This is a genomic window from Mycolicibacter heraklionensis (genome assembly GCF_019645815.1).
Lineage (GTDB): Bacteria > Actinomycetota > Actinomycetes > Mycobacteriales > Mycobacteriaceae > Mycobacterium > Mycobacterium heraklionense.
The window spans coordinates 4,313,225-4,335,737 of record NZ_CP080997.1 but is presented as its reverse complement, the minus strand read 5'-3'; the positions used below and the strand labels follow the sequence as shown (position 1 = coordinate 4,335,737).

23 protein-coding genes are annotated in these 22,513 nt (G+C 67.4%); 17 read left to right on the top strand and 6 right to left on the bottom strand.

What is annotated here, in order from left to right; genetic code table 11:
• Positions 1-21: 21 nt before the first annotated feature.
• Entirely contained in the window at positions 22-1,539 is a 1,518-nt protein-coding gene (fadD17, locus tag K3U94_RS20600) for a long-chain-fatty-acid--CoA ligase FadD17 (protein WP_220694854.1), read from the bottom strand.
• A gap of 29 nt (positions 1,540-1,568) precedes the next feature.
• Between fadD17 and K3U94_RS20595 the strand changes: the two genes are divergently transcribed.
• Positions 1,569-2,042, top strand: coding sequence for a nuclear transport factor 2 family protein (locus tag K3U94_RS20595; RefSeq protein ID WP_220694853.1), 474 nt, complete (start codon positions 1,569-1,571; stop codon positions 2,040-2,042).
• A gap of 18 nt (positions 2,043-2,060) precedes the next feature.
• On the opposite strand, the gene K3U94_RS20590 is transcribed toward K3U94_RS20595, so the two are convergent.
• Together K3U94_RS20590 and K3U94_RS20585 are read right to left on the bottom strand one after the other, a co-directional pair.
• Entirely contained in the window at positions 2,061-3,158 is a 1,098-nt protein-coding gene (locus tag K3U94_RS20590; RefSeq protein ID WP_220694852.1) for an acyl-CoA dehydrogenase family protein, read from the bottom strand.
• A gap of 34 nt (positions 3,159-3,192) precedes the next feature.
• Positions 3,193-4,371 (bottom strand): acyl-CoA dehydrogenase family protein, encoded by a 1,179-nt coding sequence (locus tag K3U94_RS20585; protein ID WP_125078923.1) that lies wholly within the window; start codon positions 4,369-4,371, stop codon positions 3,193-3,195.
• Between the two features lie 192 nt (positions 4,372-4,563).
• Between K3U94_RS20585 and K3U94_RS20580 the strand changes: the two genes are divergently transcribed.
• The 13 genes from K3U94_RS20580 to K3U94_RS20520 all read left to right on the top strand — a co-directional run bounded on the left by K3U94_RS20580 (position 4,564) and on the right by K3U94_RS20520 (position 16,870).
• Entirely contained in the window at positions 4,564-4,758 is a 195-nt protein-coding gene (locus tag K3U94_RS20580; protein WP_047320557.1) for a ferredoxin, read from the top strand.
• 79 nt (positions 4,759-4,837) lie between these two features.
• Positions 4,838-5,749 (top strand): 3-oxoacyl-ACP reductase, encoded by a 912-nt coding sequence (locus K3U94_RS20575; protein ID WP_047320556.1) that lies wholly within the window; start codon positions 4,838-4,840, stop codon positions 5,747-5,749.
• A gap of 240 nt (positions 5,750-5,989) precedes the next feature.
• Complete coding sequence (locus K3U94_RS20570) at positions 5,990-6,754, top strand: MlaE family ABC transporter permease (protein WP_046286802.1); 765 nt, start codon at positions 5,990-5,992, stop codon at positions 6,752-6,754.
• 49 nt (positions 6,755-6,803) lie between these two features.
• Positions 6,804-7,646, top strand: a complete 843-nt coding sequence (locus tag K3U94_RS20565; protein ID WP_047320555.1) for an MlaE family ABC transporter permease — start codon at positions 6,804-6,806, stop codon at positions 7,644-7,646.
• 40 nt (positions 7,647-7,686) lie between these two features.
• Positions 7,687-8,859 (top strand): MCE family protein, encoded by a 1,173-nt coding sequence (locus K3U94_RS20560; RefSeq protein WP_047320554.1) that lies wholly within the window; start codon positions 7,687-7,689, stop codon positions 8,857-8,859.
• Positions 8,859-9,896: an MCE family protein gene (locus K3U94_RS20555; RefSeq protein ID WP_047320553.1), complete on the top strand. Its 1,038-nt coding sequence runs from the start codon at positions 8,859-8,861 to the stop codon at positions 9,894-9,896. Before K3U94_RS20560 ends, K3U94_RS20555 begins: the two co-directional genes overlap by 1 nt.
• On the top strand, positions 9,883-10,941 hold the full coding sequence (locus K3U94_RS20550) for a virulence factor Mce family protein (protein WP_047320620.1): 1,059 nt from the start codon (positions 9,883-9,885) through the stop codon (positions 10,939-10,941). Before K3U94_RS20555 ends, K3U94_RS20550 begins: the two co-directional genes overlap by 14 nt.
• Complete coding sequence (locus tag K3U94_RS20545) at positions 10,938-12,272, top strand: MCE family protein (protein WP_047320552.1); 1,335 nt, start codon at positions 10,938-10,940, stop codon at positions 12,270-12,272. The genes K3U94_RS20550 and K3U94_RS20545 overlap by 4 nt, the downstream gene beginning before the upstream one ends.
• On the top strand, positions 12,269-13,456 hold the full coding sequence (locus tag K3U94_RS20540; RefSeq protein WP_047320551.1) for an MCE family protein: 1,188 nt from the start codon (positions 12,269-12,271) through the stop codon (positions 13,454-13,456). Before K3U94_RS20545 ends, K3U94_RS20540 begins: the two co-directional genes overlap by 4 nt.
• A gap of 6 nt (positions 13,457-13,462) precedes the next feature.
• Positions 13,463-15,160: an MCE family protein gene (locus tag K3U94_RS20535; RefSeq protein WP_047320550.1), complete on the top strand. Its 1,698-nt coding sequence runs from the start codon at positions 13,463-13,465 to the stop codon at positions 15,158-15,160.
• Entirely contained in the window at positions 15,157-15,828 is a 672-nt protein-coding gene (locus tag K3U94_RS20530) for an Rv1363c family protein (RefSeq protein WP_047320549.1), read from the top strand. The genes K3U94_RS20535 and K3U94_RS20530 overlap by 4 nt, the downstream gene beginning before the upstream one ends.
• On the top strand, positions 15,825-16,313 hold the full coding sequence (locus K3U94_RS20525; protein WP_047320619.1) for a hypothetical protein: 489 nt from the start codon (positions 15,825-15,827) through the stop codon (positions 16,311-16,313). Before K3U94_RS20530 ends, K3U94_RS20525 begins: the two co-directional genes overlap by 4 nt.
• 17 nt (positions 16,314-16,330) lie before the next feature.
• On the top strand, positions 16,331-16,870 hold the full coding sequence (locus K3U94_RS20520) for a hypothetical protein (protein ID WP_047320618.1): 540 nt from the start codon (positions 16,331-16,333) through the stop codon (positions 16,868-16,870).
• Positions 16,871-16,874: 4 nt separating this feature from the next.
• Here the strand turns inward: K3U94_RS20520 and K3U94_RS20515 are convergent, their stop codons facing one another.
• Positions 16,875-18,380 carry an alpha,alpha-trehalose-phosphate synthase (UDP-forming) gene (locus tag K3U94_RS20515; protein ID WP_230987250.1) on the bottom strand — a complete coding sequence of 502 codons (1,506 nt, stop codon included), beginning with the start codon at positions 18,378-18,380 and terminating at the stop codon, positions 16,875-16,877.
• Positions 18,381-18,554, bottom strand: coding sequence for a hypothetical protein (locus tag K3U94_RS20510; RefSeq protein ID WP_164517933.1), 174 nt, complete (start codon positions 18,552-18,554; stop codon positions 18,381-18,383).
• Between the two features lie 99 nt (positions 18,555-18,653).
• On the opposite strand from K3U94_RS20510, the gene K3U94_RS20505 reads away from it, so the two are divergent.
• From K3U94_RS20505 to K3U94_RS20495, 3 genes are all read left to right on the top strand, one after another.
• On the top strand, positions 18,654-19,586 hold the full coding sequence (locus tag K3U94_RS20505) for an enoyl-CoA hydratase (protein WP_047320547.1): 933 nt from the start codon (positions 18,654-18,656) through the stop codon (positions 19,584-19,586).
• 164 nt (positions 19,587-19,750) lie between these two features.
• A complete protein-coding gene (locus K3U94_RS20500) occupies positions 19,751-20,572 on the top strand; it encodes an SDR family oxidoreductase (RefSeq protein ID WP_047320546.1) in 822 nt (273 codons plus the stop codon).
• Entirely contained in the window at positions 20,572-21,492 is a 921-nt protein-coding gene (locus K3U94_RS20495) for an SDR family oxidoreductase (RefSeq protein WP_082134184.1), read from the top strand. The genes K3U94_RS20500 and K3U94_RS20495 overlap by 1 nt, the downstream gene beginning before the upstream one ends.
• On the opposite strand, the gene K3U94_RS20490 is transcribed toward K3U94_RS20495, so the two are convergent.
• The gene (locus K3U94_RS20490; protein ID WP_082134183.1) at positions 21,428-22,444 is read right to left on the bottom strand and encodes an Lrp/AsnC family transcriptional regulator; all 1,017 of its coding nucleotides are present in this window, start codon (positions 22,442-22,444) and stop codon (positions 21,428-21,430) included. The two genes, K3U94_RS20495 and K3U94_RS20490, sit on opposite strands and share 65 nt — an antisense overlap.
• Positions 22,445-22,513: the final 69 nt, after the last annotated feature.

Genomic DNA, 22,513 nt, shown 5'->3' with positions numbered 1-22,513 from the left:
GGATCGCGAAAGTCCCTGCGACTACCGCGAGATCCGGTACACCGGATCGGCGCACTCGGTGCCCTCGGCGGACAGCACCCGCTTGAGCACCTTGAACGTCTCAGTGCGCGGCAACTCGTCGGCCACCCGCACATAGGACGGCCACTGCTTGGGACCCAGATCGGGCTGTTCGGCCAGGAAGGCACGGAAGTCGTTGGGGTCAAACGAGGCTCCGCGGGCCAGCACGAGCGCGGCCATCACCTGATCGCCCACCGTGGGGTCTGGGATGGGATATACCGCTGCTTGGGCGACGGCGTTGTGGCGCAGCAGGATCCGCTCGATCGGTGCGGTGCCCAGGTTCTCGCCGTCCACTCGCATCCAGTCGCCGAGCCGGCCGGCGAAGTAGGCGTAGCCGGCCTCGTCACGGTAGGCCAGGTCGCCGGAGTGGTAGATCCCGCCGGCCATCCTTTGCGCCTCGGCCTCGGGATCGCGGTAGTAGCCGCGGAATTGGCCACGCCCACTGGCATTCACCAACTCCCCGACCACGCCGGGCGGGCACTCCTCACCCGTCTCGACGTCGATGATGGTGTTCCCGTCGATCAGCGGTCCCAGCGCGCCGGCCGGGGTGTCCGGGGTGCGTCCGATCGCCACCCCGCCCTCGGTGGAGCCAAAGGCGTCGATCACGGTGCACCCGAACCGAGCCGCGAACCGCTCCAGGTCCCGGGGCGCACCCTCGTTGCCGTAGAGCAGTCGCAGCGGGTTGTCGGCGTCGTCGGGCTGGGCCGGAGTGGCCAGCACGTAGGACAGCGGCTTGCCCACGTAGTTGGCGTAGGTCGCGCCGAAGCGGCGCACATCGGGAATGAAACCGGAGGCGGAGAATTTGCGGCGCAACGCGATCGACGCGCCAGCGGCCACCGCCACCGACCAGCCCGCCATCACCGCGTTGGAGTGGAACAGCGGCATCGACAGATAGCAGACATCCGACGGCCCCAATCCGAACCGCTGCGAGAGCATCACCCCCGGGAACGCCGCCTTCCACTGGGTGCAGCGCACCGCCTTCGGGTCGCCGCTGGTGCCCGAGGTGAAAATCAGCATGAACAGCTCGTCGGGGTCGGCGTCCCGGAATGTCACCGGGGTGTCGTCATAACCGGCCAATTCCGCAGCCCACGAGGGTGATTCGACATCGATCATGCCGGGGATCGTGACGTCGGCGGTGTTGTCGGCCAGCACCAGCTGACAGTCCGCGTGGGCCACATCGCGCTCCAGGGCGGCGCCCCGGCGGGTGGGGTTCAAGCCCACCGGCACGATCCCGGTCAGCGCGGCCGCCACCAGCATCATCGAGAAGAACGGCGTATTGCCCAGCAGCACACCGACATGCGGCGGCTTGTCCGGATCGAGGCGGGCTCGCAGCGCGGCGCCCAATTGCGCCCCCGCCGCAATGTGGTCGCGCCAGCTGACGAACTCGTCGTCGTAATAGACGCCGCGGTCGTCCGCGTCGGCCACCCGCGCCAGCAGTGCTGTGACGGTGGACTGTTCGTCTACGAGGGTCGGTGCTGACATGGTGGTCAGATTAGTGCTGCAATAGGGCGGTGACTGATTTCGAGGCCATAGACGCCATCAAGCAAGTCAAGTACCGCTATCTGCGGGCACTGGACACCAAGCACTGGGACGACTTCGCGGCCACGCTGACTGAAGACGTCACCGCCGACTACGGCAAGTCGATGGGCAGCGATCACACTTTCACCGACCGCGACTCGCTGGTGGAGTTCATGCGGACCTCCCTGCCGGGGAACCTGATCAGCGAGCACCGGGTCAACCACCCCGAGATCACCCTCGCCGGCCCGGACAGTGCCACCGGCATCTGGTATCTGCAGGACCGGGTGATCATGCCCGACTACAACCTGATGCTGATCGGTGCCGCGTTCTATCACGACACCTACCGAAGAACCGCCGACGGCTGGAAGATCAGCTCCACCGGCTACCAGCGCACCTATGACGCCACCGTGCCGCTGACGGACATTCCCGGGTTCAAGGTGACATTCGGGGATGCGCTGAACCGCTGAAGCGTCCCGCCCGGCCAACTACGCCGGCGTCTCGGCCAGTTCCCGGCCGATCGCCAGCAGCTGACCGGTGGCGCCGCCGAGCGCGAACTCGGTCTGCTTGGCGGCCAGGAAGTAGCGGTGGATCGGGTGGTCGATGTCGATGCCGACCCCGCCGTGAATGTGAACGATGCTGTGCGCCACCCGGTGTCCGGCCTCGGCTGCCCAGAACGCGGCGGTGGCCACCTGGGTGGTCGCCGGCAGACCCTCACTGACCCGCCACGCCGCCTGAGTCAGCGTGAGCCGCAGCCCCTTGACGTCGATGTAGCCGTCGGCCAGCCGCTGCGACACGGCCTGGAAGCTGCCGATCGGCTTGTCGAACTGCTCGCGCTCGCGGGCGTATTCCGCGGTCAGGGCCAGGCCGCGCTCCAGCACCCCCAACTGGTAGGCGCTGTGGCCCAACGCCGCCACGCTGGTCAGGTGGTCGAGCACCTCGGCGCCGCCGACCAGGCGACCGGCCTCCACCTCGACCCCGGACAGCTCCAGGTGGCCCACGCTGCCCCGCCCGGTGGTGGCCAGCGACGTCACCGTCACTCCGGGATCGGCGGCAGCGACCAGGAACACCGCTGCGCCCGAATCGGTTTCGGCCGCCACCAGGAAGGCGTCAGCCACCGAGGCGAAGCCGACCTGGGTGCGGGTGCCGGTGAGGCGGAAGCCGCCGTCGGTGGTGGCCGCCCGGACCGGGCCCTCGCCCATGTCGCCGTCGAGGGCGGCGGTGAGGATCTTCTCGCCGGCCACGGCCGGGGCGCCCCAGGCCTGCTGCAGCTCGGCCGAGCCGAACTTGGCCAGCGTCCCGGCGGCCAGCACCACCGACTCCAGGTAGGGCACCGCGGCAAGCTGACGGCCGAGTGCGGTCAGGATCGACGTCTGTTCGAGCACGCCGAACCCGCCGCCGCCCAGCGACTCGCTCGCCGCGCTGGACACGACGTCGGCGTCGATGAGCTTGCGCCACAGCTCGGTGTCGAAGCGCCCGTCCAGACCGTCCAGCTCACGCTGGTGCTCCGGGGTGCACACCGCGTCCACGATGGTGCCGACCAGGCCCGAGAGGTCGTCAGATGCTTCGGTAGTGGTGAAGTCCATGGGTACTTGCCTCCAAAGTCTTTGGGGTGTTTGGTCAGCGGTTTCGGGGCAGGCCCAGGGCGACCATGCCGATGATGTCGCGCTGCACCTCGTTGGTGCCGCCGCCGAACGTCAGGATCAAGCACGCCCGGTGCATCCGTTCCACCCGACCGCGCAGCAGCGCGCCGAGGGAATCCTGGCGCACCGTGGCGGCGGTGCCGAGCACCTCCATCAACAGGCGGTAGGCCTCGGTGGCCAACTCGGTGCCGAACACCTTGGCCGCCGAGGCGTCCGCCGGGGACGGCGCGGCCTTGTCGGCGGAGGCCAGCTCCCAGTTGATCAGCTTGAGCACTTCGACCTTGGCCAGCACCCGGGCCAGGTTGAGCTGGACCCACTGCGAGTCGATGATCCGGTTGCCGTGGGCGTCTTTGGTGTTCTGTGCCCACTCGCGGACCTCTTCGAGAGCCAGGAAGATCGGCTGGGCCGACACCAGGGCAACGCGCTCGTGGTTGAGCTGGTTGGTCACCAGCTTCCAGCCCGCGTGCTCTTCGCCGACCAGGTTGGTCACCGGCACCCGCACGTCCTGGTAATAGGTGGCGCTGGTGTCCGGGCCGGCCATGGTGGGTACCGGGGTCCAGGAGAAACCCTCGGCGCTGGTGGGCACGATCAGCATCGAGATGCCGCGGTGCTTCTTGGCCTCCGGGTTCGTCCGGGCCGCCAGCCACACGTAGTCGGCGTAGGCGATCAGCGACGTCCACATCTTCTGGCCGTTGATGACGTACTCGTCGCCGTCACGTACCGCGGTGGTGCGCAGCGAGGCCAGGTCGGTGCCCGCGCCCGGTTCCGAGTAGCCGATCGCGAAGTGCAGCTCGCCGGCGGCGATCTTGGGCAGGAAGAACTTCTTCTGCTCTTCGGTGCCGAAAGCCATGATCGTCGGCGCGACGCTGTTGATGGTCAGAAACGGCACCGGGGCGCCGGCGACCGCGGCCTCGTCGGTGAAGATCAGCTGATCCATCGTCGAGCGTGCCTGGCCGCCGTACTCCTTCGGCCAGCTCAGCGTCAGCCAACCGTCGTGCCCCATCTGGGCGACGGTCTCGCGGTAGACGTTGCCGGTGCCGTACTCGCCCTGCGTCGAGCTCAGAGCCTCGCGGCGCTCTGGCGTCATCAGCGTGGTGAAGTAGGACCTCAGTTCGCTGCGCAGCTCTTCTTGTGCCGGCGTGTAGCTGATCTGCATCAGGGGAGTCCTTCGCTGGTGATCGGTGTCACGATAAGATTCTGTTCGACAGCCCGTTGTAACACGTTCTAGTCCCGGGGTCCAACGGCCCTAGCGCCTCGTGTGTGAAAGCTGTCGGATCGTATGGTGACACTAGTTGACGACGACGGTCGGAAATGCTCCGCCGGCGCACGGTTTTTACAGGAGAATGTCATGCGAGTTGAAGTAGATCTGGATCGTTGCGAGGGCAACGCGATTTGCGTCGGAATCGACCCCGAGCTGTTCGATCTCAACGACGACGAGCAGGCAGAGGTCAAATTCGCTCCGGTCCCGGCCGACCGGGAAGCCCACGCCGAGCAGGCCATCGCCGAGTGCCCGCGGGCCGCGCTGCGCCGCGTCGACGACTAGCCTCCCACTGGCAACGACTAGAGGTATTCATAACCGCCGGTGACGACGAGTGCGCCGGTGACGTAAAGGAGCGGCGTACATGACTGACAACGCGATCGACCTGACCGGCAAGGTCGCAGTGGTGACCGGCGCGGCCGCCGGCCTGGGCCGAGCAGAGGCGATCGGGTTGGCCCGCTCCGGGGCGACGGTGGTCGTCAACGACATCGCGTCGGCGCTGGAGTCCTCGGACGTCATCGACGAGATCGCCGCGGCTGGCGGCAAGGGTGTGCCGGTGGCCGGTGACATCAGTCAGCGGTCCACCGCCGACGAGCTCGTCAGCACCGCCGACGGCCTGGGCGGGCTGAACATCGTCGTCAACAATGCCGGGATCACCCGGGACCGGATGTTGTTCAACATGTCCGACGACGACTTCGACGCCGTGATCGCAGTCCACCTTCGTGGACATTTCCTGCTGACCCGAAACGCGGCCGCCTACTGGCGGCAGAAGGCCAAGGACAGCGATGGGACCGTTTACGGCCGCATCATCAACACTTCCTCGGAGGCCGGCCTGATGGGTCCGGTCGGGCAGGCCAACTATGGCGCGGCCAAGGCGGGGATCACCGCGCTGACGCTCTCGGCCAGCCGGGCGCTGAGCCGCTACGGCGTGACTGCCAACGCGATCTGCCCGCGGGCCCGCACCGCGATGACCGCCGATGTATTCGGCGAGGCCCCGGAAGGCGCTGCGGGAGATGTCGATCCTTTGTCGCCCGAGCACGTGGTGACATTGGTCCGGTTCTTGGCATCGCCGGCCTCGGCTGCGGTCAGCGGTCAGGTTTTTGTGGTCTACGGACCTGAGGTAACCCTGATGGCCGCGCCGACCGTGGAACGGAAGTTCGGCGCGGACGGGCAGGCGTGGGATCCAGCCGTGTTGTCCGACACGCTGGCCAATTACTTCGCCGGCCGTGACCCGGCCCGGACGTTCTCCGCGTCCGAACTGATGTCCGGCGATTAGAACAAAATTAGAACGCGTTACAGCGAGACGTGGGTCACAATCCGCTGTGACCAGCGCGGATATCTCGGGAATCCCGCCGAAACGTGTCCTTTGACACTGAGAACGTGTTCTAGTTAGTATGATCCGGCTCACGCAGTGCGGCGTCTGAATTGCACGAATGACGCCGGTCGCAGGAGGTTGCCGGATACAGTTTTGCGACCACCGATGCCCCGGAAGCCCGACCTGAGGGAAGGACGTGTCTTGATCGAACAGCTCACGGTTCCGGCTCGGGCCGTGGGCGGGTTCGTCGAGATGTCCCTGGAGACCTTTCGGGCGATGTTCCGCCGGCCCTTCCAGTACCGTGAGTTCCTCGACCAGACCTGGATGATCGCCCGGGTGTCGCTGTTGCCGACAGTGCTGGTCGCGATCCCCTTCACCGTGCTGGTGGCCTTCACCCTCAACATCCTGCTGCGCGAGATCGGCGCTGCCGACTTGTCCGGTGCCGGAACCGCGTTCGGCACCATCACCCAGTTGGGCCCGGTCGTCACCGTGCTGGTGGTGGCCGGCGCGGGCGCGACCGCTATCTGCGCGGACCTGGGCGCACGGACCATCCGCGAAGAGATCGACGCGATGCGGGTGCTCGGTATCGACCCGATCCAGCGATTGGTGGTGCCCCGGGCCCTGGCGTCGACGTTCGTCGCCTTGCTGCTCAACGGGCTGGTGTGTGCGATCGGCCTGGTCGGCGGCTATGTGTTCTCGGTCTTCCTGCAGGGCGTCAATCCCGGTGCCTTCATCAACGGGCTGACCGTGCTCACCGGGCTCGGCGAGCTGGTGATGGCCGAGATCAAGGCGCTGCTGTTCGGCACGGCCGCCGGTCTGATCGGGTGTTATCGCGGGCTGACCGCCAAGGGCGGGCCCCAGGGCGTAGGCAACGCGGTCAATGAGACCGTCGTCTACGCCTTTATTTGTCTGTTCGTCATCAACGTCGTCATGACCGCGATCAGCGTCCGGGTGCTGGTCAAATGAGCCCGCGAGTGCTCCGGCAAGCGAAGAACGAGCGAGTGGGAGTCGAGCCATGAGCTACGACGCCACATTGCGGTTCCGGCGGATGTTCCGCGGGGTGCCCAAGGCCGTCGACACCTTCGGCGAGCAGGCCCTGTTCTACGCCGAATCGATCCGGTACGTCCCCAACGCGCTGACCCGGTACCGCAAGGAAACCGTCCGGCTGATCGCCGAGATCACCATGGGTACCGGCGCGCTGGCCATCATCGGCGGCACGGTCGGGGTGGCCACCTTCCTCACCCTGGCCTCCGGTGGAGTTATCGCCGTCCAGGGCTTCTCTTCGCTGGGCAACATCGGCATCGAGGCGCTGACCGGCTTCCTGTCGGCGTTCCTCAACGTGCGGATCGTTGCGCCGGTGGTCGCGGGGATCGCGCTGGCCGCCACCATCGGGGCCGGCACCACCGCCCAGCTCGGCGCCATGCGTGTCGCCGAGGAGATCGACGCCGTCGAGTCGATGGCGGTCCATGCGGTGTCCTATCTGGTGTCCACTCGGCTGGTGGCGGGCCTGATCGCGATCATCCCGCTGTACTCACTGTCGGTGCTGGCCGCCTTCTTCGCCGCCCGGTCCACCACGGTGTTCATCAACTCGCAGTCACCGGGCCTCTATGACCACTACTTCGACACCTTCCTGATCCCCACCGACCTACTGTGGTCCTTCCTGCAGGCGATCATCATGTCGGTCGCGGTGATGCTGGTGCACACCAACTACGGCTTCAACGCGGCCGGCGGCCCCGTCGGGGTAGGCATCGCGGTCGGTCAAGCCGTGCGGACGTCGTTGGTCGTGGTGGTCGTCATTACGCTGTTCGTTTCACTTGCCGTCTACGGCGGCTCTGGCAACTTCAACCTCTCGGGCTAGCAAGGGAATACAGGTGCAAACGGGATCGACGCGTACCCAGGTGAGGCTTGCTGCGGCAATCCTCGGTGCGATCCTGCTTGCCGCCACCGTGTTCACCTACCTGTCCTACGTGTCGGTGTTCAGCTCCACCGATAAGGTCACCGTCACCTCGCCGCGCGCCGGCCTGGTGATGGAACAGGACGCCAAGGTCAAGTACCGCGGTATTCAGGTCGGCAAGGTCAAGTCGATCAAGTACTCCGGCGACCAGGCCAAGCTGTTCCTGGCCATCGACAGCTCCGCGATGCGCCAGATCCCGTCGAACGCGGCGGTGCATATCGCCGGCAACACCATCTTCGGGGCCAAGTCGGTGGAGTTCGTTCCGCCGCCGGTGCCCTCGGGTGCGACGCTGCGCAACGGCGCGAACGTGCAGGCATCCGACGTGCAGCTGGAAGTCAACACCCTGTTCCAGAAGCTGACCGACGTGCTGGACAAGATCGACCCGGTTCAGCTCAACGGGTCGGTCAGCGCGCTGGCCGAGGGCCTGCGGGGCAACGGTGACAACCTGGGCGGGCTGCTCTCCGGGCTGAACAGCTACCTCGGAAAGTTCAATCCGAAACTGCCCCAGTTGCAGTCGGGCTTCGCCAAGACCGCGGTCGTCGGCAACATCTACGGAGATGCCGCCCCGGACCTGGCGACGACCATCGACAACGTCCCGGCGATCAGTAAGACCCTGGTCGATCAGCGGGAGAACCTGAACAAGGCATTGCTGGCGACCACCGGGCTGGCCAACAACGGCTACGACACCTTCGCCCCGGCCGCCGACGACTTCATCGCCGGGATCCAGCGCTTCCGCGCCATGACCAGCCTGCTCGCCGAATACTCGCCGGAGTTCGGCTGCCTGTTCAAGGGAATTCAAAATGCCATGGAGCGATTCGGTCCGTCGCTGGGCGGCACCAAGCCGGCTTTGTATGTGCAGTCCAGCTTCATCCCGGGCGTACCGGCCTACACCTACCCGGAGAGCCTACCGGTGGCCAACGCGACCGGCGGACCGAACTGCCGCGGCTTGCCGGACATCCCCAGCAAGCAGTACGGCGGCTCCTGGTTCCGCTCACCGTTCCTGGTGACCGACAGCGCCTACATCCCGTTCCAGCCCAACACCGAGGTCCAGTTCGACGCACCCTCCACCGCGCAGTTCCTCTTCAACGGCGCCTTCGCGGAACGGGATGAATACTGATGAGTCCGCGCAGCACCCTGGTCAAGGTCACCATCTTCGCCGTCGCCATGCTGTTGGTATCGGCCGGTCTGGTGGTGGTGTTCGGCGAATTCCGGTTTGCCTCGAACCACACCTACCACGCCGATTTCGCCAGCGCTTCCCGGCTCAAAGGCGGCGAGGACGTGAGGATCGCCGGTATTCCGGTGGGTACGGTGAAACGCGTCGAGTTGACGCCGGACAACAACGTCAGTGTCACCTTCGACGTGGACAAGCGCTACCAGATCTACGACTCGACCCGCGCGCTCATCCGCTACGAAAACCTGGTCGGCGACCGGTATCTCGAGATCGCCTCGGGCGCCGGGGAACTGCACAAGCTGCCGCCCGGCGGCACCATCGCCCGCGACCACACTCAGCCCGCCCTGGACCTGGATGCACTGTTGGGCGGGATGCGCCCGCTGCTCAAGGGCTTGGACGGCGGAAAGATCAACGAGATCAGCAACGCCCTCATCGAGCTGCTGCAGGGCCAGGGCGGTGCGCTGTCGCAGATGCTGGCCAGCACCAGCTCGTTCACCACCACGCTGGCCTCCCGCGACCAGCTCATCGGCGACGTGATCAACAACCTGAACACGGTGCTGACCACAGTCGACGACAAGAGCGAACAGTTCGACGCCACCGTCGACCGGCTACAGCAGCTGATCACCGGCCTGGCCCTGGGCAAGGATGCGATCGCCGGCGCGATCGGGCCGCTGGCCTCGGTGGAGAACGACCTCACCGACACGCTGCGCCGCACCCGTCGGCCACTGCAGGGCGTGCTCGAGAACGCGCGGCCGCTGGCCACCGTGCTGGACAAGCGCAGGCAGGAGCTGAACGACGTCATCGACCCGCTGGAAGAGAACTACCTGCGGCTCAACGCACTTGGCGCCTACGGCTCCTTCTTCAACATCAACTACTGCACCGTCGCCCTGAAGCTCAACGGCCCCGCCGGCAGTGACATCACCTTGCCCATGGGCGGCCAGAACGACACGAGCAAGGGGAGGTGCTCTCCTGTCAAAAATTGACGGCGTAAACCCGGTTCGCACGGGTACGTTGGGCATCGCACTGGTGGCATGCCTGGTCTTGGTGTCCTTCGGTTACACCAGCCTGCCGTTCTGGCCCCAGGGCAAGAACTACCACGCCTACTTCGCCGACGCCGGCGGCATCATCCCCGGTAGCGACGTGACGGTCTCCGGTATCCGGGTGGGCAAGGTCAAATCGGTGGGACTGGCCGGAGCCAGCGCGAAAGTGGATTTCACCGTCGACCGCAAGGTCCGGGTGGGGGACCAGTCGCTGGCCGCCATCCGCACCGACACCGTGCTGGGTGAGAAGGCCCTGTCGATCACTCCTGCCGGCGGCGGTTCGGTGACCTCGATCCCGCTCGAGCGCACGCGTGCCCCGTACACCCTCAACAACGCACTGCAGGACCTCGGCGGCAACGTCCGCGATCTGGACAAGCCGCGCTTCGAGGAAGCGCTGCAGGTGCTCACCGACTCCATGCGCGAGGCGACCCCGCAGCTGCGCGGAGCGCTGGACGGGGTGGCTTCCCTGTCGCGCAGCCTCAACCGTCGCGATGAGGCGTTGGGCCAGTTGTTGTCGCACGCCCAGGTTGTCACCGGTGTGCTCAACCAGCGCGCTGCCCAGGTGAACAGGCTGGTGCTCGACGGTAACCAGCTCTTCGCTGCGCTTGATGAGCGCCGGCAGGCGCTCGGCGCGCTGATCGGCGGCATCGACGATGTGTCGCAACAGCTTTCCGGAGTCGTGACCGATAACGAGAAAGGGATCGGTCCGACCTTGAAGAAGCTGAACCTGGTGCTGGACAACGTGATCGAGCGCAAGGATCGGATCGCCGGCGCCCTGGAGCGGCTGCCCGGATACGCCACCACACTCGGTGAGGTGGTGGCCTCGGGTCCGGGCTTCCAGATCAACCTGTACGGCCTACCGCCGCCCACGATGTCGGAGGTCATGGTCGACATGTTCTTCCAGCCGGGCAAGCTGCCCGACAGCTTGGCCGATTACCTGCGCGGGATGATCTCCGAGCGCACGATCATTAAGCCGAAGTCACCATGACACGCCGAACTTCACGCCTCGTCCTCGCCGGCCTGCTGGCGGTACTGTTGGCCGCCGCGGCATACGTGGTGCTGCCCGCGCAGCGCAGCTACCGCATCACCGGCTACTTCGCCTCGGCGGTGGGCCTCTACCCGGGTGACGACGTCCGGGTGGTCGGGGTTCCGGTCGGCCGCATCGAGTCCATCGAGCCGCGTGCCGAGAACGTCAAGATCACCATGTCGGTGAGCAAGGATGTGCCGCTGCCGGCCGACGTGCATGCGGTGCTCATGGCACCGAACATCGTCTCCGCGCGGGTCATTCAGCTGGCCCCGGCCTACACCGAAGGTGACAAGCTCGCCGACGGATCGGTACTGAGTGAAGACCGCACCGCGGTCCCGGTCGAATGGGACGAGGTCAAGCAGGAGCTGACCCAGCTCAGCTCCCAGTTGGCACCCGAGCAGGGCAAGCTCAACGGGGCACTGAGCGCCTTCGTCAACCAGGCCGCCGACACCTTCGACGGCAACGGCGACTCGTTCCGCAACGCGCTGCGTGAACTGTCGGCGATCACCGGGCGCCTCGGGGACTCGCGCACCGACCTGTTCGGCACCGTGAAGAACCTGCAGGTACTGGTCGATGCGCTCTCCGGCAGCAACGAGCAGATCGTGCAGTTCACCGACCATGTCGCGGCGGTGTCGGCAGTGCTGGCCGAGAGTTCGGTCGACCTGGATGTCACGCTGGGCACGCTGAGCCAGGCACTGCGCGACGTTCGCGGTTTCCTGCACAACAACAATGACGCGTTGATCGCCCAGGTCAATAAGCTGGCGGAGTTCACCAAGGTGCTGTCCGACCAGAGCGACAACCTCGAACAGGCGCTGCACATCACCCCGCACGGCCTGGTGAACTTCTACAACATCTACAATCCTGCGCAGGGGACCTTGAGCGGGCTCCTGTCGCTGCCCGACTTCGCCAATCCGGTGCAGTTCATCTGCGGCGGCGTCTTCGACGTCGGTTCGGTGCCCGACAACTTCAAGCGGGCGGAGATCTGCAAGGAGCGGATGGGACCGGTCATGCGGCGCTGGTCTATGAACTTTATCCCGTTTTTGTTCCACCCGGTCAACTCGATCACCGCCTACAAGGGCCAGATCATCTACGACACCCCGGCCACCGAGGCGAAGTCTCAGACGCCGGTGCCGTACCTGAAGTGGCTGCCGGCTCCCGGTGTCACGCCGCCGAGCACCGAAGATGTCGCGGCCCTGTTCCTGCCGCCGCCCGCGCCGGGGCAGCTGGGCAAGGCGCCCGGCCCGACGGGTCCGGCTCAGCCCGGTGCCGGTGCACCACGGGAGGGCGGATGAGCGTGAAGTCTCTTGGCGGCGCGCTGCACCGGGTCGGCCGCCGCGGTGCGGTGCTCGGTGCCGGGGCGTTGGTGTTGTCCGGTTGTCAGTTCGGCGGGCTGAACTCGCTGAACATGCCGGGAACCGCAGGCCATGGTCGCGGCTCCTACAGCATCACGGTGCAACTGCCGGACGTCACCACGCTGCCGCAGAACTCGCCGGTGATGGTCGATGACGTCACGGTCGGCAGTGTGTCGGGGATTCGGGCCGTGCAACGGCCCGACGGCAGCTTCTACGCCGCGGTCAAGCTGTCGCTGGACGGCAATGTGCACCTGCCGGCCAATGCCATCGCGAACGTCGCGCAGACCTCGCTGCTGGGTTCTCAGCACATCGAGCTGGCCGAGCCGACCGACCAACCTCCGGTCGGCACCCTCGCCCGAGGCGATGAGATTCCGCTCAGCCGGACCGGGCGCTACCCCAGCACCGAAGAGGTGCTGTCGTCGTTGGGTGTGGTGGTCAACCAGGGCAATCTCGGTGCGGTGCAAGACATCACCGAAGAGGCCCACGCCGCGGTCGCCGGCCGGGCCGGTACCTTTGCCGAGCTGGTGCCGAGGCTGGCCGAACTGACCGCCTCGCTGGACCGCCAGGCACGCGACATCGTCGCGGCGGCTGAGGGGCTGAACCGGGTCGGGGCGACCTTGGCCCGTAGCGCTCCCAGCCTGGCGCGGGCGCTGGACACCATGCCCGCGGCATTGGCGGTGCTCAACGACAACCGCAGCAACATCGTCGACGCGTTCGGGGCGCTGCAGCGGCTGGCCGTGGTCGGAGCGCGGATCATGAGCGAGACCAAGGAAGACTTCGCCGCCGACATCAAGGACCTGTACCCGGTCATCAAGGCGTTCGCTGACAACGCCAACGAGTTGGTGACGGCGTTCCCGTTCATCCCGACGTTCCCGTTCCCGTCGATGTATCTGCGTAACGCCGTGCGTGGCGACTTCCTCAACGTCTACGTCACCTTTGACATGACACTGCGTCGATTCGGCGAAACCGTGTTCACCACCGGCGGTTTCGACCCGAACATGCCGCACATGCACGACGTTCTGAACCCGCCCGATTTCTTGATCGGAGAGATGGCGAACCTGTCCGGACAGGCCGCCGACCCGTTCAAGATCCCGCCCGGAACGGCTCCCCACTATGAGGAATGACCTGCGATGCTGACCCGCCTCGTTCGAATCCAACTCGGGATCTTCGCCGTGGTCACCGTGCTGGCCGTCGGTGCCATCTCGATCCTCTACCTGCACGCGCCGAGCCGGATCGGTATCGGCACCTACAAGGTGACCGCCGACTTCATCGGTGGCGGCGGTATCTACCAGAGCGCCAATGTCACTTACCGCGGCGTGACGGTGGGCCGGGTGGAATCTGTTCAACTCAGCGACCACGGCGTCGACGCCGCAATGCGGCTCAACAGCAGTACCAAGATCCCCGGGAACGTCACCGCCACCGTCAAGAGCATGTCCGCGATCGGTGAGCAGTACATCGACCTCGTGCCACCCGCCGGGGATGCGGCCGCAGGCGCGTTGCGCAACGGCGCGCGCATCGGCCAGGACCGCACCGCTATTGGTCAGGACATCGCCGGACTGCTCGACCAGGCGCAGTCGCTGGTCAACAGCGTCGCCAACAGCCGTCTTCGCGATCTGCTGCGCAGCGCGTTCGAGGGGTTCAACGGCTCCGGGCAGGAGCTGGCGCGAATGATCGCCTCGTCGCGGCAGCTGGTCGACGAGGCCAACGCCAATTTCGACGCGACCTCGGCATTGGTCGACCAAGTCGAGCCCTTCTTGGACGCCCAGATCCGCAGCGGTGACGACATCAGGAAACTGGCACGGTCGCTGGCGGCGGTCACCACCGAGGTGCACAAGGCCGACCCGCAGCTCCGCGAGGTGCTGCAGACCCTGCCCAGCGTCGCCGACGAGGCCAACACCACTTTTGACGGAATCCGCGCGTCCTTCCCCACGCTGGCGGCCAGCATCGCCAACTTCGGTCGGGTCGGGGTCATATACCGTAACTCCATTGAGCAGGCGTTGGTGGTGTTCCCCGCGCTGATGGCGGCACTGATCACCGTCGCCGGCGGCGTGCCGATGGATGAAGGCGTGAAGCTGGACTTCAAGATCGACATGCACGACCCGCCGCCATGCACGGTCGGCTTCCTGCCGTTCACCGAAATGCGCACACCGGCCGACGAAACCGTCCGGGAACTGCCCAAGGACCTGTACTGCAAGGCCGCGCAGAACGATCCGACCGCGGTCCGTGGTGCCCGCAACTACCCCTGCATGGAATATCCCGGCAAGCGGGCGCCCACCATCCAGCTCTGCCGCGACCCGCGGGGCTTCGTCCCGATCGGCAGCAACGCGTGGCGCGGGCCGCCCGTCCCGTATGACACTCCGATCACCGATCCGCGGATGCTGACGCCGATGAACAAGTTCCCCTACATCCCGCCGTCGGCGGACTACGACCCGGGACCGCCGGTCGTTGCGCTGCCGCCGGGCGTGCCCGCGGGCCCCGGCCCGGCTCCCAACCCGCCGTTCCCGCTGCCGTACCCGCCGAATCAGCTCGGACCCAACCCGCCGGCGCCGTGGCCTTACTACGCGCCGCCGGATCAGAACATGCCGACCAGCCCGGGGGGCAACGGCGGCCTGCCCGCCTATGGCCGCGACCCCGCGCCGGGACCGTCGCCCGCGCCCGCTCCGGGACCGTTGCCCGCCGAGGCAAACGGTGTCGCGTACAGCACCTACGACCGGTCCGGAAAGTTCGTGGATCCGGCCGGCAACAGCGGAGTGTTCGTCTCCGGCTCGGACAAGTGGCTGCCCGCGGAGAACTGGGCTGATCTGATGCTTGCGCCGAGGCAGACGTGAGCGGACCCGACGACGCGAAGGTCCGGCGCCGGGCCTCGCGGGCTGCGGGACCAGCGGGTGATGCCGGCGAAACGACGCCGAGCGCCGTACGTATTCCGGCACCGAGCCGCGCCGCCGTGCGGGCGGTCCGGCCGGCCGGACCGCCCGCACGGCGGCGGCCCAACGCCCGCAAGACCGCGCGGCTGGCGGGTGCGGTCGGACTGGCGGCGTCGGTCCTGCTGGGTGGGCTGGTCGCCACGCTCGGGGTGCAACACCGGCATGCCGACGCGGCGCAGCAGCGCGACCAGCGATTCATCGACACCGCGGTCCAGACCGTGCTGAACATGTACACCTATACGCCCGACACCATCAGTGATCAGGTGGACCTGTTCGTGGCGGGCACCAGCGGCCCGCTGCGCGACACCATGGCCGCCAACGCCGAGAACCTCAAAGCGTTGCTGCGCGAGACCAAGCACAGCTCGGAAGCCGTCATCAACGCCGCGGCTCTCGAAGGAGTCGACGATGTCGCGGCGAACGCTTCGGTGTTGGTGGCGATGCGGGCTACCGCCACCGATGTCGATGGCGTCAACAAGCCGTCGCAGCCCTACGCGTTGCGGGTGATCGTGCACGAAGACGACGCGGGCAACATGACGGCCTACGACCTCAAGTGGCCGGACGGCAGCCGATGACGCGCCGGTGGATATGGCTCGCGGTCCTGGCCGGGGTACTCGCGGCGTTCGTGGGTTTCGGTGCCGCGGCGGGATCGCTGTATTGGAGCAGAGTCGAGACGCGCGGAGAGCAGGCGGCGCGCTCGGAGTTGGTCAGGCTGACCGCCGACGAGATCCCGAAGGTGCTCGGTTATGAGTACAAGACCGTGGAGCGCAGCCTGACCGAGACCTACCCGATGTTCACCGGGGATTACCGCCGCGAATTCGAGGCTCGTGCCGTGAACGAGATCATCCCGCAGGCCCGCGAGAAGCAGTTGGTGAACCAGGTCGACGTCGTCGGCGTCGGCGCCATGGCTGCGCGCCGGACCTCGGGATCGGTACTGGTGTTCGTCAACCGCACCGTGACGGGCAAGTCCAAGGAGAAGTACTACGAGGGCAGCCGGCTGCGGGTCGACTTCCGCAAGATCGACCGCAAGTGGCTGATCAGCAATATCGTGCCGATCTAGCTGAAAGGATGAGCGCCATGGGGAAACTCGTTCGTGGTCTGGTCGCCTTGGCTGCGGCGATGACGGCGGCCACCGGGCTGGCAGTCCAGGCCGGCGCCGACGACGATGCGATTCCGGAAGGCACGCTGGAGGGCATCTACACCTACAACGACGGTGCCAAGACCGCGACCTGGAAGATCTATCCGCTGTGCGTCCCCACCGTCGGCGATGGCCGGGTGCCACTGCACTTGGCAGTGGGTTGCAAGCTGCAGGTCGAGAGCAACGGCCCGCCCGGACAAGCCGGGGCCTACCGGCTGGCCAACGGCCAGTGGACCTACAAGACGCCGCTACTGGCGGGCACCCGGTGCTCCGACGGCAGCACCGCCGGCAGCGACGAGATGTACCAGTTCGACGTCTCCCTCCGCGGTACCTACACCACCGCGCACAATGCGGTGTGTGGTCTGCAGCCCGGGTTGGAGAAGCGCGCGTTCACGCTGACGTTCGTGTCGCCACTGCCGTACCCGGTCATCCACTACCCGCTGACCTGTCAGGACAACCCGGTCCACCTGTGTAGCTGAGTTACTACTCCGCGGAGTCGGCTAGCGCGCCGAGGAAGGACCGGGCCCAGCGGTCCACGTCGTGGGCCAGCACCTGACGGCGCAGGGCCCGCATCCGTCGGCGCCCTTCCTCCGGGGTCTGGTTGATCGCAGCCTCGATGACGTCCTTCACGCACTCGAGGTCGTGTGGGTTGACCAGGTAAGCTTGACGCAATTCCGCTGCGGCGCCGGTGAATTCGCTGAGGACCAGGGCGCCGCCCAAGTCACTGCGGCACGCCACGTATTCCTTGGCGACCAGATTCATCCCGTCGCGCAACGGGGTGACCAGCATGACGTCGCTGGCCACGAAGAATGCGATCAGCTCGTCGCGCGGGACCGGGCGGTGCAGATAGTGCACCACCGGATGGCCGACCTCGCTGTACTCGCCGTTGATATGGCCGACTTGGCGTTCGATGTCGTCGCGCAGGATTTGGTAGCTCTCCACCCGTTCCCGGCTCGGGGTCGCCAGTTGCACCAGCACGGTGTCGTCCCGCTTGGCACGTCCCTCGGCCAGCAGTTCGTTGAACGCCTTGAGCCGGACGTCGATGCCCTTGGTGTAGTCCAGGCGGTCCACGCCGAGCAGAACCTTGCGAGGATGGCCCAGTTCGGCCCGAATCTCCTTGGCGCGCCGCCGGATCCCGCGTTCCCGCGCCTTGCGGTCGAGTTCGCCGGAGTCGATCGAGATGGGGAAGGCCCCGACGCGTACCGTGCGCTCGGTCAGCCGCACCTCGCCGAACCGGCTGCGCACCCCCACCGAACCCCGCGAGGTGACGGCGCCGGCCAGATGGCGGGCCAAGAACAAGAAGTTCTGGGCGCCACCGGCCAGGTGAAAGCCGACCAGGTCGGCGCCGAGCAGGCCGTCGACGATCTCGGCGCGCCATGGCAGCTGCATGAACAGCTCCACCGGCGGGAACGGGATGTGCAGAAAAAAGCCGATGGTCAGGTCGGGCCGCAGATCCCGCAGCATCTTGGGTACCAGCTGCAGCTGATAGTCCTGGACCCAGACCGTGGCGCCCGGCGCGGCGGCTCGCGACGCGGCCTCGGCGAAGCGGCGGTTGACGTCGACGTAGCGGTCCCACCACTGCCGGTGGTAGATCGGTTTGACGATCACGTCGTGATACAGCGGCCACAGGGTGGCGTTGGAGAAGCCTTCGTAGTACTCGGCGATATCGGTGGCGTCCAGCGGAACCGGATGCAGCCGCAGGTCTTCGACGTCGATCGGCCCTTCGGGCGCATCCTGGCTGCCGGGCCAGCCGACCCAGGCGCCCCGGCGCTTACGCAGCAGGGGCTCTAGCGCGGTGACCAATCCGCCGGGGCTGCGCTTCCACGCCGTCGTGCCGTCCGGGAGTACCTCGATGTCGATCGGCAGCCGGTTGGCCACCACGACGAAATCGGACTCGCCCGGTGGAGCCGGCGGGCCCCCGGGCCCATGCGACGGTCCCAGTTTCGGCTCTCCTTCGTCGAGCCTCGCTGAACCGCCGGCCTCCGGCATTTACGCCCCGTTCTTGTCGGGTGTTGCGGGCCCGATTCCCAGCATGGACAGGAACACCCGACACTCGTCGGCGTCCTCGGCGTAGGCGGCAACCACTCGCCGGGCCTGGCGCGCGGTGCTGTCGGCCAGGGGTTCCACGTCCTCGATGTCGGCGGGTTCGGATTTAGCAGGCATGACTTGACTCTAGCGAAGTGCGCGCTGTGTCACACCTGGCTCGGGCAGCTCAGGCCTGCCGCCGTAGCCTGTGATGCGAATACGACGAGGGCGGAGGCAATGGTCACATCGGACACCGCATCGGATCAGGCCGGCGACACGTCGGATCGCCTGGTCGACTACGAAACGCTCGACAACGGGCGCATCGCCCGGATCTGGCTGAACCGCCCCGACGTGCACAACGCGCAGAATCGCACCCTGCTGGTGCAGCTCGACGAGGCATTCGGCCGCGCCGAAGCCGATGACACCGTCCGGGTGGTGATTCTGGCTGCGCGGGGCAAGAACTTCTCGGCCGGCCACGACCTGGGGTCCGAGGCCACCTTGCTCGAGCGGCGCCCCGGACCGGCGCAGCACCCGACGTTCCGATCCCATGGCGCCACCCGGGAGCCGATCGTGGAGAAGACGTATCTGCAGGAGTGGCACTTCTTCTTCCAGAACACCTGCCGGTGGCGGGACCTGCGCAAGATCACCATCGCGCAGGTGCAGGGCAACGCCATCTCGGCCGGCCTGATGTTGATCTGGGCCTGCGACCTGATCGTGGCCGCCGACAACGCCCGGTTCTCCGACGTGGTCGGGGTGCGGCTGGGCATGCCGGGTGTGGAGTACTACGCCCACCCTTGGGAATTCGGCCCCCGCAAGGCCAAGGAGCTGCTGCTCACCGGGGACTCGCTGGACGCCGACGAGGCCTACCGGCTGGGCATGGTGTCGAAGGTGTTCCCGACCGATGAGCTGGCGGACCAGACGCTGGAATTCGCCCGGCGCATCGCGAAGCTGCCGACCATGGCCGCGCTGCTGATCAAGGACTCGGTGAACGGCGCCGCCGACGCGATGGGCTTCACCGAGGCGCTGCGGCACGGCTTCCACATTCATCAACTGGGTCACGCCCATTGGGCGGCTCACAATGAAAACCGGGCGCCGTTGGGGTTGCCGCCGGATGTCGAGGACTGGCGTACTGCCGGGCCCACCGCCGTGGCCCGCCGCGACCAACCCTGACTTAGGCGCCTTGCCCAACGGCCTTGTTCGGTCGTCCCTCTTTCGCCGAACGTGTACTCGGCCCGGGAATTTGGCCCGAATTTCGTGCTGAATGCACGTTGGGCGATGAGGGCGCCATGGTTCCATAGGTAGAACCTGTTTCAGTTTCGATGTGAGGGGTCGGTGTGCAGCTTTCCTTTGAAGACCGCAGCTACCTGGTCACCGGCGGTGGCAGTGGCATCGGCAAGGCGGTGGCCGCCGGGCTGGCTGCCGCCGGGGCCGACGTCCTCATCGTCGGGCGAGACGCCGATCGATTGGCGAAGGTGGCCGCCGAGCTCGGCGGCACGGTCCGTCACCTGCCGACCGACGTCACCGACGAGGACAGCGTGATCGCCGCCGTCGACGCCGCGGTGGACAAGCACGGCCGGTTGCACGGCGTGGTGCACTGCGCCGGTGGTTCGCAGACCATCGGGCCGATCACCCAGATCGACTCGGAGTTGTGGCGGCGCACCGTCGACCTCAACGTCAACGGCACCATGTACGTTCTCAAGCACGCCGGCCGGGCGCTGGTGCGCGGCGGCGGGGGCTCGTTCGTCGGGATCTCCTCGATCGCGGCCAGCAACACCCACCGCTGGTTCGGTGCCTACGGCCCGACCAAATCGGCGCTGGACCACATGATGCAGCTGGCCGCCGACGAGCTGGGCGCCTCCTGGGTGCGGGTGAACAGCATCCGCCCGGGCCTGACCCGCACCGAGCTGGTCGCCCCGATCCTGGACTCGCCCGAGCTGAGCGAGGACTACCGCGTCTCGACGCCGCTTCCGCGGCCCGGCGAGGTCGAGGACGTCGCCAACCTGGCGCTGTTCCTGCTCAGTGACGCGGCCGGTTACATCACCGGTCAGGTCATCAACGTCGACGGCGGGCAGATGCTGCGCCGCGGCCCGGACTTCTCGTCCATGCTGGAGCCGGCGTTCGGGGCCGACGGGCTCCGCGGAGTGGTCGGCTCCTAGTGGGCGTCTATGCGGTGACCGGGTCGGCGTCGGGCATGGGCCGGCAGGCGGCGGAGAAACTGCGGGCGGCCGGCCACACCGTCATCGGGGTCGACCTGCGCGACGCCGAAGTCGTTGCGGACCTGTCCAGCCCAACCGGACGATCCACGGCAGCCGAGCAGGTACTGGCGTTAGGCGGGGGCCGGCTGGACGGTGCGGTGCTGGCGGCGGGCATCGGACCCACCCCGCAGGCGACGCGGCTGATCCTGCAGATCAACTACTTTGGGGTGGTCGACCTGCTTCAGGCGTGGCGCCCGGCGCTCGCGGCCGCTGAGCGCGCCAAAGTCGTGGTCATTGCCAGCAATTCGACCACCACGGTCCCGGCGGTGCCGCGGTCCGCGGTGCGGGCCTTGCTGGCCGGCAAGGCGGCCAAGGCGGCGCGGCGGCTGGGCCTGTTCGGACCGGGTGCGCCTTCACTCGCGTATGCGGCTTCCAAGATCGCGGTGTCGCGCTGGGTGCGCCGGCATGCGGTCGAGCCGTCGTGGGCGGGCGCGGGTATCCGGCTCAACGCGCTGGCGCCGGGTGCGATCATGACGCCGCTGCTGGAAAAGCAGCTCGCCACCCCGGGGCAGGAGAAAGCCGTCCGCAGCTTCCCGGTGCCGGTGGGAGGTTTCGGCGACCCAGGCCAACTGGCCGACTGGATGCTGTTCATGCTCTCGGACGCCGCGGAGTTCCTGTGCGGCAGCGTGATCTTCGTCGACGGTGGCACGGACGCCTACTTCCGTGCCGACGACTGGCCGACCGCCGTGCCGGTACGGCGTGTCGTGCGTTACCTGTTGCGGATGAGGTCGTTTGCCAAGACGCGTCAGGTGAAGGTCAGTCGCTGCGCACTCGGCCGTCCGGATCGAGTAGCCGACCCTGACGCTTCACCGCGTGGGTGATGGTGGCGCGGTCGCGGACCCGCCAGCCGGGAGCCACGGCGGCCGCCGCGGACTCGAACCCCGCCAGGTTGGCCAGCGATACGAATCGCGCCACCAGCACGAGGTTCGCCGGACCGACGACCGTGGCACAGCGCAGCACGGGCGACAGTGCGGCGATCGCCCGCCCGGCGGCGTGCGGATCGTCGACCTCGACCTCGAGCAGAACGGCCCGTCCCGCGCCCACCGCCGGCGCCACGACGTCACAGCCCAACCGGATCGAATGGGTCCGCAGCGCCCGGTCGAGCAGTCGCCGGGCGGTGACTTCGGAGGTGCCCAGGCGTCCGCCGAGGTCAGCCAGACTCATCCGGGCATCTTCGGCGAGGGCGGCGGTCAGGTCGGCGACGACCTCGGGACGTGGTGGCCGCCCGCGGTCGGCCGTGTCCGTCTGGGGGCGCGCGAGGCGGGCCTGCTGGCCTGGGGACAGCACCCGAAGCCGCCATTGGGCGTCCTCGTGGTGCACGGCGCTGAGGAAGGCCACGCGCGTCGTCGTCACGTCGTGATGTGCGGCGCTAAGCCGTTCGACCTCGTCGTGCAGCGGAGCAAGGCCACGGCCGAGCACGATCGCGGCGACGGCGTCGGCTCCCGCCAGCACGTCGACGGCCAGGACGTCCTCGCGTTCGGCGATCCCGGTCGCCACCGCCGCCGCTGAGCCCGGGCGGCACGCCAGGCGGACCAGCGTCGCGTCGCGATCGGGGGCCAACTGCTGCGCGCTCGGCCGGACGACGAGCCACGCGAGTCGGTCGTCGACGAGTCGTTGCCATCGGCGCGCTGCGGTCGCGGGGTCGACGCCGAGGGCCGCCCCGATCGCACGCCAGGGAGCCCGCGGCCACACCTGGAGGGCGTGAACGAGGGCGAGGTCGATCTCGGCCAGGGGGTCGGGGGGCTGCCACGCCGCAGGCAAGGGCCCATTCACCAGCCTGAGAATAGCGGAATCCTGTACTAGTGATCATTTGCCTGTCAGAAAGGCGCATAGTTGCAGGGA

Bases quoted from the DNA above. Each gene is read 5' to 3' on its own strand.
- fadD17 (WP_220694854.1), bottom strand. From the start codon at position 1,539: ATGTCAGCACCGACCCTCGTAGACGAACAGTCCACCGTCACAGCACTG.
- K3U94_RS20590 (WP_220694852.1), bottom strand. From the start codon at position 3,158: ATGGACTTCACCACTACCGAAGCATCTGACGACCTCTCGGGCCTGGTC.
- K3U94_RS20585 (WP_125078923.1), bottom strand. From the start codon at position 4,371: ATGCAGATCAGCTACACGCCGGCACAAGAAGAGCTGCGCAGCGAACTG.
- K3U94_RS20580 (WP_047320557.1), top strand. From the start codon at position 4,564: ATGCGAGTTGAAGTAGATCTGGATCGTTGCGAGGGCAACGCGATTTGC.
- K3U94_RS20575 (WP_047320556.1), top strand. From the start codon at position 4,838: ATGACTGACAACGCGATCGACCTGACCGGCAAGGTCGCAGTGGTGACC.
- K3U94_RS20565 (WP_047320555.1), top strand. From the start codon at position 6,804: ATGAGCTACGACGCCACATTGCGGTTCCGGCGGATGTTCCGCGGGGTG.
- K3U94_RS20555 (WP_047320553.1), top strand. From the start codon at position 8,859: ATGAGTCCGCGCAGCACCCTGGTCAAGGTCACCATCTTCGCCGTCGCC.
- K3U94_RS20545 (WP_047320552.1), top strand. From the start codon at position 10,938: ATGACACGCCGAACTTCACGCCTCGTCCTCGCCGGCCTGCTGGCGGTA.
- K3U94_RS20540 (WP_047320551.1), top strand. From the start codon at position 12,269: ATGAGCGTGAAGTCTCTTGGCGGCGCGCTGCACCGGGTCGGCCGCCGC.
- K3U94_RS20535 (WP_047320550.1), top strand. From the start codon at position 13,463: ATGCTGACCCGCCTCGTTCGAATCCAACTCGGGATCTTCGCCGTGGTC.
- K3U94_RS20525 (WP_047320619.1), top strand. From the start codon at position 15,825: ATGACGCGCCGGTGGATATGGCTCGCGGTCCTGGCCGGGGTACTCGCG.
- K3U94_RS20520 (WP_047320618.1), top strand. From the start codon at position 16,331: ATGGGGAAACTCGTTCGTGGTCTGGTCGCCTTGGCTGCGGCGATGACG.
- K3U94_RS20515 (WP_230987250.1), bottom strand. From the start codon at position 18,380: ATGCCGGAGGCCGGCGGTTCAGCGAGGCTCGACGAAGGAGAGCCGAAA.
- K3U94_RS20510 (WP_164517933.1), bottom strand. From the start codon at position 18,554: ATGCCTGCTAAATCCGAACCCGCCGACATCGAGGACGTGGAACCCCTG.
- K3U94_RS20505 (WP_047320547.1), top strand. From the start codon at position 18,654: ATGGTCACATCGGACACCGCATCGGATCAGGCCGGCGACACGTCGGAT.